The following is a 15,479-nucleotide window of genomic DNA, read 5'->3' on the forward strand; positions in this document are numbered from 1 at the left end:
CGTCCTCCCGGCGTCACGAGCGGTCGTCGCCTTCGCGCTGGTATCCCACTCGCCGGTACACTGCGTCCTGCCCCCGCCCCTCCTGACGAAGGCCCGCCCGTGACCTGCACCCGCCGTCTCTCCCTCGCCGTCGCGACCGCCGCGGTCGCCGCCCTCGCGCTCGCCGCATGCTCCGCCGGTGGCAGCGGCAGCGGCGGCGACACCGTCACCGACGGCAAGCTCACCATCGCCACCGGCCAGCCGGCGTACTCGCCCTGGGTCGAGGACGACGCGCCGCAGTCCGGCAAGGGCTTCGAGTCCGCCGTGGCGTACGCCGTGGCGGAGGAGATGGGCTACGCGAAGTCCGACGTGGTCTGGAAGCGCAGCACGTTCGACAGCGCCATCGCGCCCGGCCCGAAGGACTGGGACCTCAACGTCCAGCAGTTCTCGATCGACGCGAAACGCAAGAAGGCCGTCGACATGTCGTCGGCGTACTACACGACGACCCAGGCCGTGGTGACCACGAAGTCGTCGAAGGCGATCGACGACACGACCGTCGCCGCGCTGAAGGGCGACACCATCGGCGTTGCGTCCGGTTCGACGAGCATCAGCAGCGTGAAGGACGTCCTCGGCGTCACTCCGCAGGTGTTCAACTCGAACGACGACGCCGTCCTGGCGCTCAAGTCCGGCCAGATCGACGCCATCGTCACCGACCTGCCCACCGCCTTCTACATGGCCGCCGCGCAGCTCGACGACGGCACGGTCTCGGCGCAGTTCCCCGAGGACGGCTCGGGCGACCAGTTCGGCTTCGTGCTGCCGAAGGGCTCGGCGCTGACGAGCAAGGTCGACGACGCCCTCGCCGCGCTGCGCAAGGACGGCACGCTCGAGCAGCTGCAGACGAAGTGGCTCTCCTCGGCGACGAACACCCCCGTGCTGAAGTAGTCGCGTGACCGCCCCAGCAGGCGCCGGCACCCCGGTCGCCGCCCCCGCGCCGAGCCCGGTCGAGGCCGAGCGTCGGCTCTACCGCCGGCAGCGTGGCCGTCGCTCGGTCGTGGTGTCGGTCGTCTCGACGCTCGTCGTCGTCGTGGTGGTGTGGCTCGGTGTCGTGAACACGCCGGGGTGGGCCGCGGTCCAGCAGTCGTTCTTCGACCCGCAGACCGCGATCGACACCTTCCCGGACGTCCTGCTCGGCCTGTGGCTCAACGTCCGGATCCTGTTCTTCAGCGCGATCGGCGTCGCGGTGCTCGGCACCCTGCTCGCCGTGGTGCGGGGGCTGCGCAACCCGGTGTTCTTCCCGCTGCGGATGCTCGCCACGGCGTACACCGACCTGTTCCGCGGGCTCCCGCTCATCATCGTGCTGTACCTGGTCGGGTTCGGCGTCCCGGGCCTCGGCATCTTCCCGCGCCAGCCCCCGGAGGTCTGGGGCACCATCGCGATCGTGCTGACGTACTCGTCCTACGTCGCCGAGGTGCTCCGCGCCGGGATGGAGGCGGTGCACCCCTCCCAGCGCCTCGCCGCGCGGTCGCTCGGGCTCTCGCACGCGGGGACGTTGCGCCTGGTCGTCCTGCCGCAGGCGGTCCGGAAGGTCACGCCCGCGCTCATGAACGACTTCGTGTCCATGCAGAAGGACGTCGGGCTCGTGTCGATCCTCGGTGCCGTCGACGCGGTCCGGAGCGCCCAGATCGCGCAGGCCGAGACCTACAACTTCACGCCGTACCTCGTCGCGGGGCTGCTGTTCGTCGTGATCAGCCTGCCGCTCATCCGCGTGACGGACGCGATCGCACGGCGGCAGCAGCAGCGCGAGCAGATCGGGGGGACGGTGTGAGCGAGCCGGTGGTGCTGGAACTGCGCGGCCTGCGCAAGGCGTTCGGCGAGCACGAGGTCCTGCGCGGGATCGACCTGACCGTGCACCGGCACGAGGTGATCTGCGTCATCGGCGCCTCCGGCTCCGGCAAGTCGACGCTCCTGAAGACCGTCAACCTGCTCGAGGGCATCGACGACGGCGAGGTCCTGCTGCAGGGCACCGACATCGCCGACCCGCGCATCGACGTGGACGCCACCCGCGCGCGGATCGGCGTCGTGTTCCAGCAGTTCAACCTGTTCCCGCACATGACCGTGCTCGACAACGTGACCCTCGCGTCGCGGCGGGTGCACGGCATCGCGAAGGCCGAGGCCGAGGCGACCGCCCGACGGCTGCTCGACCGGATCGGCCTGGGTGACTTCGCCGGGGCGTACCCGGACCGGCTCTCCGGCGGCCAGCAGCAGCGCGTCGCCGTGGTGCGCGCGATCGCGACGTCGCCGGAGCTGCTGCTCCTCGACGAGGTGACGAGCGCGCTCGACCCGCAGCTGGTCGGCGAGGTGCTCGACCTCGTGCGGGAGCTCAAGGAGCAGGGGGCGACGATCCTCATGACGACGCACGAGATGGCCTTCGCGCGGAACGTCGCCGATCGGATCGTGTTCCTGCACGAGGGCGAGGTGGTCGAGCAGGGCGCCCCGGCGGACGTGCTCGACCGACCGCAGCACCCGGCGCTCGTCGCGTTCCTGTCCCGCGTGCACGCCTGATCCCGCGCCCGGGCTACGGCGTCAGCAGCACCTTGCCGATGACCTCGCCGTCACGGACCCGGCGGTGGGCCTCGGCTGCCTCGGCCAGGGGCAGGACCGAGTCGACGACCGGACGGACGCTGCCGTCGGCGACGAGCGGCCACACGTGCTCGCGCACGGCGGCGACGATCGCGGCCTTCTCGTCCGCCGGCCGGGCGCGCAGGGTGGTCGCGCTGATCGTCGCGCGCTTGCGCATCATTGCGCCGAAGTCGAGCTCGCCCTTCTGGCCGCTGCCCGCGGCGATCACGGCGATGTGCCCGTTCGGGGCGAGCACCTCGAGGTGCTTCGCCAGGTAGTCCGCGCCGACCACGTCGAGCACGACGTCGACCCCGCGGCCGTCGGTGAACGCCAGGGCGCGCTCGACGAAGTCCTCGGTGCGGTGGTCGACGACCAGGTCGGCGCCGAGCTCCTGCGACGCCCGGACCTTCCGCTCCCCGCCGCTCGTCGCGATCACCCGCGCACCGAGCGCCTTCGCCCAGACCACCGCGTGCGAGCCCATGCCGCCGGTGCCGCCGTGCACCAGGAGCGTCTGCCCCGCTCGGAGGCCCGCGATCATCCCCACGTTCGAGTACACCGTGCACGCCGCTTCGGGCAGACCGGCGGCCTCGACGAGGTCGACGCCGTCGGGCACGGGCAGCACCTGCGCCGCGGGGACCGCCACGAGCGTCGCGTAGCCGCCGCCGGAGAGCAGGGCGCAGACCCGGTCGCCCACGGCGAAGCCGTCGACGCCGTCGCCGAGCGCGCGGACGGTGCCGGAGACCTCGAGGCCGAGGACCTCGGAGGCACCGGGCGGCGGCGGGTAGTTGCCGGCGACCTGCTGCAGGTCCGCGTTGTTGACGCCGGCGCCGGCGACCTCCACCAGGACCTCGCCGGGCCCGGCCACCGGGTCCGCGTGGTCGTCGAGTCGGAGTCCGCCGTCGTGTGCCGTGATCGCCTGCATGCCCTCGACCGTACGCGCCGCGGAGGACCGGACGCAGACGACCGGCGTCCGGCCCGCCGCGGAGGGGTCAGGGGGTCAGGCGGCGGGCTGCGACCGGTCCAGCCGCTCGACGTCCTCGTCGCGCAGCTTGATCGTCGCCGCCACGACCGAGTCGAGGATCGACTGCGGCCGCGATGCGCCCGGGATCGGGACCACGACGTCGCTCTGCTGCAGCTCCCACGCCAGGGCCACGACCTGCGGCGAGACGTCACGCTCGCGGGCGATCACGGCGAAGTCCTCGTACGCGGTGCCGAGGTCCGCCGCCTTCGCGATGCCACCGAGCGGGCTCCACGGCAGGAACGCGATGCCGAGCTCGTCGCACAGGTCGAGTTCCGGCTGGCTGGAGCGGAACGCCGGCGAGTACTGGTTCTGCACCGACGCGAGTCGCCCGCCGAGGACCTCGTTCGCCGTGCGGATCTGGTCGGGGTCGGCGTTCGAGATGCCCGCCATGCGGATGACGCCCTCGTCGAGGAGCTCCGCGAGCGCCCCCACCGAGTCGGCGTACGGCACCGCGGGGTCCGGCCGGTGGAACTGGTACAGCCCGATCGCGTCGACGCCGAGCCGAGCCGCCGAGGCCTTCGCGGCCTCCTTGAGGTACTCCGGCCGACCGTCCTGCGCCCACGGGCCGGCCTCCGGGCGCAGGTGCCCGCCCTTGGTGGCGATGAGCACGGCGTCCGTGTCGCCGCGGAACTCCCGCACCGCCTTCGCGATCAGGAGCTCGTTGTGGCCGACCTCGTCGTGGCCCGCCTGGTGGTAGGCGTCGGCGGTGTCGATGAGCGTGACGCCCGCCTCGAGCGCCGCGTGGATGGTGGCGACCGCCTGTCGCTCGTCGGGACGCCCCTCGATCGACATGGGCATGCCGCCCAGTCCGATGGCGCTGACCGACACGTCTCCGATGACTCGTTGCTTCATGCCCCGAGCATGCGCCGGGGCGGCACCGCGACTCCCAGCGTCGACACGGACGGGAGGCGCGGTGCCGGCCCGCACCGCGCCGTGCGTCCGGTGGTCGGTCGCGCCTCAGCCGGCGGTCGGCTCCGCGGGTCCGCTCGCGGCCGCCGCGGTCACCGACCCCGCCGCGCTGCCGTCCGTGGCCTCGGCGAAGACGACCCCGCCCCACGTGACGACCGCGATCGCGAGCACGAAGCCGATCGCCGCGATCCACCAGGACGAGCGCCGGCGCACCCACGCGCCGATCGCGAGCACGACGGTCACGACACCGATCACGAAGGATCCGCCGGCCGCGATCGCGGCGCCGCCGAGGAACCGGCCGGGCGAGCACCCCGCCGCAGCGTCGCAGCTCGCGGCGGCGGACACGACCGCGATGATCCCGATCACGACGGCGAGCACCGTCAGCACGGCGCCGGACGCGAGCAGCAGGACGGTGGAGACGCGGTCGGCGACCCGACCGGCGGGGAACAGCGTCGTGCCCCCGCGCTCCCAGGCGGCGCGTTCGGCACCGCTCGGCCCCGAGGGCGAGGACTGCGGCGGACCGCCGGACGGGTGCGACCAGGTCATGGGGACCGGTCTACCGTGCCTCGACGCCGAACGCCCGGGCGAGGCGCTGGATCTTCTGCGCACGGCCGAGCCGCGGCAGGTCGGACCCGTCGCGGATGACCTGCCCGCGGGCGTCGAAGTCGTCGAGGAAGTCCTGCGCCCACGCCACGTCGGTCGGCGTCGGCGAGATGACCTCGTTGATGACCGGGAGCTGCTCGGTGTCCAGGCAGAGCTTGCCGGTCAGGCCGAGCGACACCGCGACCTGGGACTGCTCACGGAGGATGGCGTGCGCCGAGCCCACGGTGGGTCCGTCGATCGGGCCGGGCAGGTCGCCGACGCGCGACGCGACGACCAGCCGCGAGCGGGGGTACGCCATCGCGAGCGTGTCGGCCGAGGTGCCGGTGTCGCGCCGGTAGTCGCCGGAGCCGAACGCCAGACGGAACGCACCCTGCGCCCGGGCGATCGAGGTGGACTCCTCGATGCCGAGCGCGGACTCGACGAGTGCGATGACCGGCGTGTGGCCGCCGAGCCGGTGCCACGTGTCCGTGACCTGCGCCGGCGACTCGGTCTTCGCGAGCATCACGCCCTGGAGACCGGGCAGGCCGCGGAGCTCCTCGACGTCGTCCTCCCAGAACGGGGTGGTCACGTCGTTGATCCGGACCCAGGCCTCGCCGCCGCCGGCGAGCCACGAGGCGACGGTCTGTCGTGCACCCGGCTTGGCGGCCGGGTCCACCGCGTCCTCGACGTCGAGGATGATCTGGTCGGCGCGGGACCGCTGCGCGCGCTCGAAGCGGTCGGCCGCGGTGCCCGGCACGAGGAGCCAGGAGCGGGAGATCTCGGCGGGGACCGATCGGCGGCGGTCCGGGCCCGCCGTCGAGGTGGCGGGGGCGGACGGGGCGGTGCGGTCGTCGGTGGCCATGTCCTCGTTGGTACCACACCGGCCCTCCCGAACCGGCATCGGGCTCCCGCGGAAACCCCGAAACCTCGGGTCATTGCCCGAGAGGTCGCCCGCTTCCGCCTACAGTGTCGGATGTGTGGCGAGACAGGGTGACCGACGGCGCGGACGACGGAAACGACGACGTCCCCGTCGATGCTGCCCCGACGCCCGAGGCCGGGCAGCAGCAGGAGACCGTCGTGACGGACGAGCCGGACCGCACCCTGCGTCCCGAGCTGCAGCTCACGAGCCCGCAGGCGATCAGCCTGGGTGACCCGCGCCTCCAGGCCGGCAACGCCGCCGAACCGACGTGGGACGCGTGGCGGACGCAGCTGACCGGTGTCGGTGGCACGAGCCCGCTCACCCACTTCAGCGACCACCCGCGCGCCCGGATCGAGCTGTCCACGACGCACCCGGGCGGACTCGCACAGTTCATCACGGGCAAGACGACGCTGCTGTCGAGCCTCATCCGCGACGAGGTGGCGCTGCGCGCCGCCCGCATCGCCGCCGCCCGTGTCGAGGCGAAGGGCACCGAGCTCGCGACCGTGCGCGGCATCGACGCCGTCAAGCTCGGCATCGGCATGGCGGACTGGCAGCACGGCGACGAGCACTTCCGCGGACCGGTGCTCCTGCGCCCGCTCGCGATCCGTCGCCACGGCCGCGACTTCGAGGTGCGCCTGCTCGGCGAGCCCGTCCTCAACCCCGGCCTCGCGGACGCGCTGCACGAGCAGCACGGCGTCATCCTCGACGCGCAGTCCTTCGTCGCGCTCGCGCAGCAGGACGGCTCGTTCACGCCGAACCCGGTGATCGACCGGCTCCGTGGCCTGACCGCACACATCCCCGGCTTCTCGGTGCACGCGCGCCTGGTCGTGTCGACCTTCGCCGAGGTCGCCAGCGGCATGGTCGAGGACACCGGCGACCTGTCGCACCCCGTGCTCGACGCCCTCGCCGGCAACCCGAGCGCGAAGTGGCAGGTCGAGCAGTCCTACCACCCGGTCGAGCAGACCCCGTCGGACGAGCGCAGCCCGGAGACGGACACGCTGCTCCTCGACGCCGACGACGAGCAGGAGAACGTGATCGCGCAGATCACGGCCGGCAACTCGATCGTCGTGAAGACGCTGCCGGGCACCGGCGGGACGCAGACCATCGTGAACGCGCTCGGCGGCCTCGTGGCGGCGAACAAGCGCGTCCTCGTGGTCAGCCCACGCCGGGCGACGCTCCGCGGGATCGCGGCCCGGTTCGCCGAGGTCCAGCTGCCCGGCGTCGCGGTCACCCCGGCCACGCTGCGCCGGGACGTCGTCCGGGCCATCGCCCGCAACGAGAAGTCGCAGCGTCCGAACCTCCGCGAGGTCGACGACGCCCTGGTCCGTCTCCGCAAGGTCCTCACCGACTACCGCGGCTCGCTCACCCGGGTCGACCCGGACTTCGGCGTCTCGGTGCTCGACTGCCTCGTCGAGCTGTCCCGCCTGTCGCTCCTGCCGGTGCCGCCGTCCACCACAGCGCGCCTGTCGAAGCGCTCGGTGACGAGCATGGTCGAGGGGCGTTCGCGCGTCGCCGAGACGATGGTCAGCGCCGCGAACCTCGGCGAGTTCCGCTACGGCCCCGACGACTCGCCCTGGTACGGCGCGAAGTTCGGCTCGAGCGACGGCGCGCAGCGCGCCCACCGCACGGCGCAGGACCTCGACACCGAGGGCCTGCCGACGCTGCTCCGCCGCGCGCACGACCTCGTCGCGACGACCCGGATGCGGCAGTTCACGACGATCAACGAGCTCGGCATCTACCTCCGCCTGCTCACCGAGATCCGCGACACCCTCGACCGCTTCCTGCCCGTCGTGTTCGACCGGTCGGTCTCCGAGCTCGTCGCCGCCACCGCACCGCGGGGCGAGGGCGCTCCGATGTCGTCGACGAACCGTCGTCGCCTGAAGAAGCTGGCACGCGAGTACGTCCGCCCCGGCGTGCACGTGTCCGACCTCCACGAGGCCCTGACCCGCGTGCAGCAGCAGCGCGTGCTCTGGCAGCGGTACGTCGCCGCGGGCGTGAACCCCGAGGTGCCCACGGGCATCGGCGACGTGCAGGTGCTCTTCTCGAACGTCGTGCAGGACCTCGCGCGGCTCGACGAGCCCCTCGGCCGCACCGACCGTGACCGGCAGCTCGCGAACCTGCCGATCGACGAGCTCGTGCCGACCATCGCCGAGCTCGCCGCCGAGTCCGACGTCCTGCACAACCTGCAGGAGCGCACCGAGCTCATGCAGACCCTCCGCGACCTGCAGCTCGAGCCGCTCATCACCGACCTGGCGAACCGGCACGTGCCGGACCTGCAGGTGCCGGCCGAGCTCGAGCTCGCCTGGTGGCAGTCCGCGCTCGAGACGATGCTCGAGTCCGACCGGGCACTGCTCGGCGGCAACACCGACATGCTCGACCGGGTGGAGGCCGACTTCCGCCTGGTGGACGACGCGCACGCGGCCGGGGTCTCGCAGGGCCTGGCGTGGCAGCTCGCCGAGAACTGGAAGGTCGGCCTCGTCGACTGGCCGGACGAGGCGACCGCGTTGAAGACGCAGCTCAAGGAGGGCGCGATCACCTCGCGCCTGCTGCAGGACTCCGCGCCGCACCTGTCCCGTTCGATCGCGCCAGTCTGGCTCGCGAGCCCGTACGAGGTGCCCGACATCGCCGACACGATGCCGTTCGACACGGTGATCCTCGTCGACGCCGGTGCGGTCACGATCGCCGAGACCGTCGGCGCCGTCCGTCGTGCGCGGCAGACCGTCGTCTTCGGCGACCCGGTCACGCAGACCCCGTCGCCGTTCGGCATCGCCGTCGACCCCGACCGCCGTGCCCTGCAGGTCGACGAGGGCACGCTCGACGCCCTGCACGCCGACTCCGCGCTCGCGAAGCTGTCGACGCTCCTGCCGACGCTGTCGCTCACCCGCTCGTACCGCGCCGGCGGCGAGGACCTCGCCGAGCTCGTGAACCGCCGCTTCTACGGCGGCCGCATCGAGTCGCTGCCGTGGGCCGGGTCGTTCCTCGGGCACGGCTCGATCGCGATCGACTACGTCAGCGACGGCAAGGCCGTGCCGGACCCCGAGTCCGGTGCCGTGGAGAGCGTCGACGCCGAGGTCGACCGCGTCGTCCGGCTCGTGCTCGACCACGCCCGCACCCGGCCGACCGAGTCGCTCATGGTGATCACCGCCTCGGCGAAGCACGCCGTGCGCGTCGAGCAGGCCGTGCTCACCGCGGCGCAGGGGCACAAGGACCTGACCGAGTTCGTCATCGGCGACCGCGCCGAGCCGTTCATCGTCGCGACGCTCGAGCAGTCCGTGGCCCAGAGCCGCGACCGGGTCGTGTTCTCGATCGGCTACGGCCGGACACCGCACGGTCGGGTGCTCCGCGACTTCGGTCCGCTCGGCAAGCCGGGCGGGGAGCGCCTGCTGGCGGTCGCGATGACCCGGGCGCGCCGCTCGATGATCATCGTCACCTGCTTCCAGCCCTCGGACATCGAGGCCGAGCGCATGGGCCACGGCACCGTCGCGCTGGCGGAGATCCTCGCCGAGGTCCGCGCCCGCACGGCGGCCGAGTACGTGCCGGACGACTCCGACCCGCTGCTCGTCGACCTGGCCCGCCGGCTCGAGATGCGCGGCATCCCGGTCGCGCTCGGCCACCGCGGCAAGCTCGGCCTGGTGGCCGCGCACGGCGGTGTCTGCGTGACGATCGAGACGGACGCCTCGCTGGTCCGTGGTTCCCTGCGCGAGACGCTGCGGCTCCGGCCCGAGGTGCTCCGCCGACTCGGGTGGCACTACGTGCGCGTGCACGCCTTCCAGCTGTTCTCCGACCCGGACCGCGTCGCGGACACGGTCGCGTCGGTCCTCGGTGTCGACCGCGGTGCGACGCAGGAGATCTCCATCCCACCGATCCCCGCTCGCCGGTGAGCAGGCCGGAGATGCATCCCAGCGTGCCCGCTCCGGGCCCCGCTCGCCCATGACCCGGTCCCGGCGTGCGTCCCGCGCCGCCGGGCCGGTGACGTCGGAGACCGACCAGCTGGTGGGCACGTGGACGCGGGCCGACGACGCGGCGGAGGCCGCGCCTCCCGTCCGCCCCGCGGCCGACGGCGTCCCCGCTGCGGATGACGGCGTCCGTCCTGCAGACGACACGGCGGCACGGCCGGGAGGCGCCTCCCGCCCCGGCAGGCGCGTCACCACCCGCCCGGTGCCGGGCTACGACCCGGCCGCGCCGCCGGAACCGGCCCGCCACCGCGAGGGCGAGAACGACGCCCGACTCCGGGGGGACGTGCCCCCGCACTGGTGACGGGTAGCCTGGGGGCGATGACTGACACCGCGCGACAGCGACCCGACTGGCAGACGTGGCCGAACCTGATCACGCTCGTGCGCTTCGTGCTCATCCCCGTGTTCATCGGGTTCGTCGTCGCCGGTCACCCGGGGTGGGCGCTCGTCACGCTCGTCGTGCTCGGCGTCAGCGACTGGGCCGACGGGTTCATCGCCCGGAAGTTCGACCAGGGGTCGGAGCTCGGCAAGGCCCTCGACCCGATCGCCGACCGGCTCGCGATCATCGCGATCGTGCTCTCGCTCGTGCTCGTCGGCCTGCTGCCGTGGCCGAGCGTGGCGATCATCGTGCTCGTGGACCTGGTGCTCGTCGTGCTCTCGTGGCTGTGGTTCCGCGGCAACCCCGACCTCGACGTCACGTGGACGGGCAAGATCCGGTCCGCGCTGCTCTTCGTCGGGCTGCCGCTCCTGCTGTTCTCCTCGACGTCGTGGGCGTCGCAGTACGACTGGATCCGCGTGCTCGCGCTCGTGTTCGTCTGGCTCGGCACGATCGGCCACGTCATCGCGGGTGCCCAGTACGCCGCGGCCCTCGCCGCGAAGCGCCGCACGGTGTCCCGCACGGCCTGAGCCGCCGGCCGGCCTTCGCCCCGCCTCCGTCTTCGTGGAACCACGGAACCGACGTCGAACCCGCCCTGCAGCGTGGTTCGACGTCGGTTCCGTGGTTCGACGCGACTAGAGCTTCGTCGAGCCGCCGATGCCCGGACCCTCGGGCGCGGTCGACGGGGCCACGTGCGCGCCGCCGCCGGTGTCCGCCGCGACGCCGTTCTGCGTCCGGAGCAGGTCGCGGATCTCGAGCAGCACCTCGACGTCGGTCGGCGGGACGTCCTGCGGCGTCTGCTGCTCGTCGTTCTTGACCCGCTCGAAGGCGATCTTCTTGAGCCGGTTGACCGGGACGACCAGGGCGAAGTACACCACCGCGGCGACGATCACGAAGTTCAGCGCGGCGCCGATGATCGCGCCGAAGTAGAGGGTCGCGGGCTTGCCGCCGCTCACCGTCGGGATGTCGACCTTGAGCGCTTCGTCCAGCGAGGACGCGTTGAAGACCGCGCCGATGAGCGGGTTGATGAGCGCGTTGACGATCGTCGTGACGATGGCGGTGAACGCGGCACCGATGACGACCGCGACGGCCAGGTCGATGACGTTCCCGCGGAGCAGGAACTCCTTGAAGCCCTTCACGCGGGCCTCCTTCCGTGTCGAGGAGACCCCACCGTACCGACGGTGGCGAGCGTCCGTCAGGAAGCGCTGGGAGCGGCCGGCTTCGACTCGGTCTTCTTCGGTTCGCTCTTCTTCGGCTCGCTCGTCGACGACGTGCCGGACGCCGACGACGACCCCTCGGCCTTCGGCGTCGACCGCGAGTCGGTGCGGTAGAACCCGCCGCCGTTGAAGGTGACGCCCACCGGCGAGAACACCTTGCGCAGGGCGCCGCCGCACACGGGGCACTCGGTCAGGGTGGCGTCGGAGAACGACTGCTTGACGTCGAAGGCGTTGTCGCACTCGGTGCAGCGGTACGAGTAGGTGGGCACCCTAGCTCCGGAAGGTGATGATGCGCGACGGCGTGATGATGCCGTCGACGGGTTCGTCGTGGGCCTCGCGCGGGACCTCGTCGAGGTACTCCGCGTCGAAGATCACAGCATAGACGGGCGGGCGGTTCGCCATCGACCCGAGGGTCTTGTCGTAGTAACCCCGTCCCCAGCCCATCCGGCAACCGTCGTGCCCGACCGCGGCCGCCGGCGCGAGGATGGCGTCGACGTCGCCGAGCGCGAGCGGGGAGAGCAGCTCGCCGACCACCTCGGGCATGCCGTGCAGGCCCTGCTGCTCGGTCGAGCCGTCGCCGACCGCCCAGTCGAGCAGGCCGTCCTCGCGGGTGATCGGCAGCAGCACCCGGACGCCGTGCTCGTGCGCCCACACGAGGAAGGGACGCACGTCGGGCTCGTCGGGGGCGGACAGGTAGAGCGCGAGCGAGCGGACCTGCCGCTCCTCCACGAAGCGCTGCAGCGTGGCGGTCAGCCCCACGGTGTCCGTGTCGCGCTCGGTCGTGGTCCGGGTGCGCCGCCGCTGCCGGAGCTCGGCTCGCAGGGCGCGCTTCTCGTTCCCGAGATCGGCGGTCATGGCGGGGAGTCTACCGAGACCGGGTTTGCGGCTTCCCGCCGCAGGACGCGGCTTGCCGTGTCCCCCGAAAGGCCCATGCCACGGCTCAGTGGTCGTCCGGTACGTTCATCCGCATGGGCTTCCAGATTTCGAAGGCGGTGATCCCGGCCGCAGGCCTGGGCACGCGCTTCCTCCCCGCGACCAAGGCGATGCCGAAGGAGATGCTCCCGGTCGTCGACAAGCCGGCGATCCAGTACGTGGTCGAGGAGGCCGTCGGCGCCGGTCTCACCGACGTGCTGATGATCACCGGACGCAACAAGAACGCGCTCGAGAACCACTTCGACCACGTGGCCGAGCTCGAGGAGACCCTCAAGAAGAAGGGCGACCACGAGAAGCTCCAGAAGGTCAACCAGTCGACCGACCTCGCCGACATGCACTACGTCCGCCAGGGCGACCCGCTCGGCCTCGGCCACGCGGTGCTCCGCGCCAAGATGCACGTCGGGCGCGAGCCGTTCGCCGTCCTGCTCGGCGACGACATCATCGACGCCCGCGACCCGCTGCTCAAGCGCATGATCGAGGTGCAGGGCCAGAAGAACGCGACGATCGTCGCGCTCCTCGAGGTCCCCGAGTCGCAGACCCACATGTACGGCATCGCCACGGTCGAGGAGACCGACACCGACGACGTCGTGAAGATCACCGGCCTGGTCGAGAAGCCCCCGCAGGGCGAAGCCCCCTCGAACCTCGCCATCATCGGCCGCTACGTCATCCGCCCCGAGGTCTTCGACGTCCTCGAGAAGCAGGAGCCGGGCAAGGGCGGCGAGATCCAGCTGACCGACGCGCTCATGAAGATGGCGGGCGCCGAGGAGTGGACCGGCGGCGTGTACGGCGTCGTGTTCCGTGGACGCCGGTACGACACGGGTGACAAGCTGGACTACATCAAGGCGATCGTGCAGCTCGCCTCGGACCGCGACGACCTCGGCCCGGACCTCAAGGCCTGGCTGAAGGACTTCAACGCGGGAGAGTAGCCACCCCGTCACGAACGGGTCCGGGGTCGCCCCCGGGCCCGTTCGTGCATCCACCCGGTCGACCACCGGGCACCGGAGGAACCACAGCGATGACGACGATCCCGACCCTGTCCCACGGGCGGGTCACCATCCGGCCCCTCCGGCTCCGTGACACCCGCGACCTCGACGTCGCGCTCGCCACCAACCGGTCGTGGCTCCGGACGTGGGAGGCGACGAACCCCTCCGGGCACGTCTCCACCGACGTCCGCGGCAGCATCCGGGCGCTCCAGGCGAACGCCCGGGCGGGGCTCGGGCTCCCGTTCGCGATGGAGCTCGACGGCCGCTTCGTCGGGCAGCTCAACGTCTCCGGGATCACCTACGGGTCCCTCGGCAGCGCGTCGATCGGCTACTGGGTCGTCGAGGACGCCGCCGGGCACAACGTCACCCCGATCGCCGTCGCGATGGCGGTCGACCACTGCTTCCGCGTCGTCGGCATCCACCGCGTCGAGATCTGCATCCGACCGGAGAACGCCCCGAGCCTCCGCGTCGTCGAGAAGCTCGGCTTCCGGTTCGAGGGCCTGCGCCGCCGCTACATCCACATCAACGGCGACTGGCGCGACCACTTCTGCTTCGCGCTCGTGGCCGAGGAGGTCCGCGAGGGCGTCCTCGACCGCTGGGTCGCCGGCCGGGTGCCGTCCGGCGTCGGCAGCGTCCCGCTCGCCGCGCGCGACGAGGCGGCGGTCCCGCTCGACACGCGCCCCCGGATCTGACGCACCGCCGCTGACGGACGGGAGGTACCGCCTCCTCCGACGGATTCCGTCGCGACTCGCGCAACACGCGTCCGGCAATCAGCGGCCGGGGGAACCCGCACCCCTACCGTGTCCCCATGGCAGGTATCGGCTCCTGGGGCGGCGGCATCGTCCTGCTCATCGCGGCCGTGCTCTGGGTCGTCTACCTCATGCCGTCCTGGGCGGCTCGTCGCCAGTACCTCGCCACCGAGCGGAACGCGATCCGGCTGCAGCAGACCCTGCGCATCCTCGCCCAGACCGCCGAGCTCCCCGACGAGGTCCGGGTCGAGATGAACGCACGGTCCCTCGCGGAGGCGCAGCGCGTCGCCCGGTCCGAGGAGGCCAAGCGCACCGCGATCGTCCGCGCCCACGAGGCGGCGCGGCAGCGGGAGATCACCCGGCGTCTGGCCGAGCAGCAGCCGACCCTCGAGCGTGTCTCGTCCGTCCCCGCGCTCACCGCGATGCGCATGCGTCGGTCCCGGCTCGGTGCGACCCTGTTCGGCACGCTCGGGATCGTCGTCGCGCTCGTCGTCCTCGTCGCGGCACCCGGAGCGTGGCTCGTCGCCGTCGCGGGGCTCGTCGCCGCGGGCGGGTCCGCAGCGGTCCTCGCACAGCTGCACCAGGTGGCGCAGGCGCGGAAGGCGCGTGCCGCGGCCGGGGCTGCGGAGGCGACCCGTGCCTCCCGTCCGGCCGCCACCTGGACGGACCCGGCGCCGCCGCTGTCCACCGAGCAGCCCGCCGGACCCGCCCGTGACCGCAGCTGGACCCCGGCCGGTGTGCCGAAGCCGCTCTACGTGCAGCGGCCGTCGGCGCCGGCGCCCACGCCGGAGTCGTCGGCGGAGCTCGCCGCCCGGCTGCGCGAGCGCGTCGCCGCGGCGAAGGCCGAGGCAGACGCCGAGGCGGCGGCGATCCGCGCGGGGGAGCAGGACCCGTCGCTCGCGCGGGTGTCCCGCCTGCGTGCCGACGTCGAGGAGGCCGCGGCCTCGCTGTCCTCGCACGACCAGGGGCGCCTGGCGGAACGGCTCGGGCTCCGTGCACCCGCGTCCGCCGACGCGTCCACCGCTCCGGCCTCGCCGGCCGCAGCAACCGCTCCGGCTGCTGCGGCGCCCGAGCCCGAGCAGCCCGCGACGCCGAGCCGCTGGGCCGGCATGGGCGTCATCGGCGACGACGACTACCGGCAGACCGACCTCGACGCGGTCATGCGTCGACGTCGAGCGGTCTGACGCCGCGGCACGCCCGGCCGCCGCGTCCCGATTTCGGATCGCGCTCACGGTGGTG

General features: G+C 72.7%; 16 protein-coding genes. 9 read left to right on the forward strand and 7 right to left on the reverse strand.

Annotation, left to right across the window (positions count from 1 at the left end; translation table 11 throughout):
• The first annotated feature begins 99 nt into the window (after positions 1 to 99).
• From H7A69_RS05830 to H7A69_RS05840, 3 genes are read left to right on the forward strand one after another with little or no spacing between them, the layout of a single operon-like run.
• Positions 100 to 921, forward strand: coding sequence for an ABC transporter substrate-binding protein (locus H7A69_RS05830; protein WP_182046188.1), 822 nt, complete (start codon positions 100 to 102; stop codon positions 919 to 921).
• 4 nt (positions 922 to 925) lie between these two features.
• Positions 926 to 1,804: an amino acid ABC transporter permease gene (locus H7A69_RS05835; protein WP_069711303.1), complete on the forward strand. Its 879-nt coding sequence runs from the start codon at positions 926 to 928 to the stop codon at positions 1,802 to 1,804.
• Positions 1,801 to 2,541, forward strand: a complete 741-nt coding sequence (locus tag H7A69_RS05840) for an amino acid ABC transporter ATP-binding protein (RefSeq protein ID WP_182046189.1) — start codon at positions 1,801 to 1,803, stop codon at positions 2,539 to 2,541. The genes H7A69_RS05835 and H7A69_RS05840 overlap by 4 nt, the downstream gene beginning before the upstream one ends.
• A gap of 13 nt (positions 2,542 to 2,554) precedes the next feature.
• Here H7A69_RS05840 and H7A69_RS05845 read toward each other — a convergent pair whose 3' ends face one another.
• The 4 genes from H7A69_RS05845 to H7A69_RS05860 form a co-directional block, all read right to left on the reverse strand.
• Positions 2,555 to 3,520, reverse strand: a complete 966-nt coding sequence (locus H7A69_RS05845; protein ID WP_182046190.1) for an NAD(P)H-quinone oxidoreductase — start codon at positions 3,518 to 3,520, stop codon at positions 2,555 to 2,557.
• A gap of 75 nt (positions 3,521 to 3,595) precedes the next feature.
• Positions 3,596 to 4,471, reverse strand: a complete 876-nt coding sequence (locus tag H7A69_RS05850; RefSeq protein ID WP_182046191.1) for an aldo/keto reductase — start codon at positions 4,469 to 4,471, stop codon at positions 3,596 to 3,598.
• 105 nt (positions 4,472 to 4,576) lie between these two features.
• On the reverse strand, positions 4,577 to 5,074 hold the full coding sequence (locus tag H7A69_RS05855; protein WP_182046192.1) for a DUF6264 family protein: 498 nt from the start codon (positions 5,072 to 5,074) through the stop codon (positions 4,577 to 4,579).
• 10 nt (positions 5,075 to 5,084) lie between these two features.
• The gene (locus H7A69_RS05860) at positions 5,085 to 5,972 is read right to left on the reverse strand and encodes an HpcH/HpaI aldolase/citrate lyase family protein (RefSeq protein ID WP_220456195.1); all 888 of its coding nucleotides are present in this window, start codon (positions 5,970 to 5,972) and stop codon (positions 5,085 to 5,087) included.
• 113 nt (positions 5,973 to 6,085) lie between these two features.
• Between H7A69_RS05860 and H7A69_RS05865 the strand changes: the two genes are divergently transcribed.
• The 3 genes from H7A69_RS05865 to H7A69_RS05875 are packed head-to-tail and all read left to right on the forward strand — an operon-like array spanning position 6,086 to position 10,888.
• Positions 6,086 to 9,910, forward strand: coding sequence for an AAA family ATPase (locus tag H7A69_RS05865; RefSeq protein ID WP_411469350.1), 3,825 nt, complete (start codon positions 6,086 to 6,088; stop codon positions 9,908 to 9,910).
• 49 nt (positions 9,911 to 9,959) lie between these two features.
• Entirely contained in the window at positions 9,960 to 10,286 is a 327-nt protein-coding gene (locus H7A69_RS05870) for a hypothetical protein (protein WP_182046193.1), read from the forward strand.
• 17 nt (positions 10,287 to 10,303) lie between these two features.
• Positions 10,304 to 10,888, forward strand: a complete 585-nt coding sequence (locus tag H7A69_RS05875) for a CDP-alcohol phosphatidyltransferase family protein (RefSeq protein ID WP_182046194.1) — start codon at positions 10,304 to 10,306, stop codon at positions 10,886 to 10,888.
• A gap of 105 nt (positions 10,889 to 10,993) precedes the next feature.
• Here the strand turns inward: H7A69_RS05875 and mscL are convergent, their stop codons facing one another.
• From mscL to H7A69_RS05890, 3 genes are read right to left on the reverse strand one after another with little or no spacing between them, the layout of a single operon-like run.
• Positions 10,994 to 11,497 (reverse strand): large conductance mechanosensitive channel protein MscL, encoded by a 504-nt coding sequence (gene mscL, locus H7A69_RS05880; protein ID WP_182046195.1) that lies wholly within the window; start codon positions 11,495 to 11,497, stop codon positions 10,994 to 10,996.
• 56 nt (positions 11,498 to 11,553) lie between these two features.
• Positions 11,554 to 11,844 carry an FmdB family zinc ribbon protein gene (locus H7A69_RS05885; protein ID WP_069711293.1) on the reverse strand — a complete coding sequence of 97 codons (291 nt, stop codon included), beginning with the start codon at positions 11,842 to 11,844 and terminating at the stop codon, positions 11,554 to 11,556.
• 1 nt (position 11,845) lies between these two features.
• Positions 11,846 to 12,430 carry a 5-formyltetrahydrofolate cyclo-ligase gene (locus H7A69_RS05890; protein WP_069711292.1) on the reverse strand — a complete coding sequence of 195 codons (585 nt, stop codon included), beginning with the start codon at positions 12,428 to 12,430 and terminating at the stop codon, positions 11,846 to 11,848.
• Between the two features lie 113 nt (positions 12,431 to 12,543).
• On the opposite strand from H7A69_RS05890, the gene galU reads away from it, so the two are divergent.
• The 3 genes from galU to H7A69_RS05905 all read left to right on the forward strand — a co-directional run bounded on the left by galU (position 12,544) and on the right by H7A69_RS05905 (position 15,424).
• Positions 12,544 to 13,434, forward strand: a complete 891-nt coding sequence (gene galU / locus H7A69_RS05895) for a UTP--glucose-1-phosphate uridylyltransferase GalU (protein ID WP_069711291.1) — start codon at positions 12,544 to 12,546, stop codon at positions 13,432 to 13,434.
• 89 nt (positions 13,435 to 13,523) lie between these two features.
• Positions 13,524 to 14,183 carry a GNAT family N-acetyltransferase gene (locus H7A69_RS05900; RefSeq protein WP_069711290.1) on the forward strand — a complete coding sequence of 220 codons (660 nt, stop codon included), beginning with the start codon at positions 13,524 to 13,526 and terminating at the stop codon, positions 14,181 to 14,183.
• A gap of 116 nt (positions 14,184 to 14,299) precedes the next feature.
• Positions 14,300 to 15,424 (forward strand): hypothetical protein, encoded by a 1,125-nt coding sequence (locus tag H7A69_RS05905; RefSeq protein ID WP_182046196.1) that lies wholly within the window; start codon positions 14,300 to 14,302, stop codon positions 15,422 to 15,424.
• The last annotated feature ends 55 nt before the right edge of the window (positions 15,425 to 15,479 follow it).

The organism is Curtobacterium sp. ME26, from assembly GCF_903970945.1.
Lineage (GTDB): Bacteria > Actinomycetota > Actinomycetes > Actinomycetales > Microbacteriaceae > Curtobacterium > Curtobacterium citri.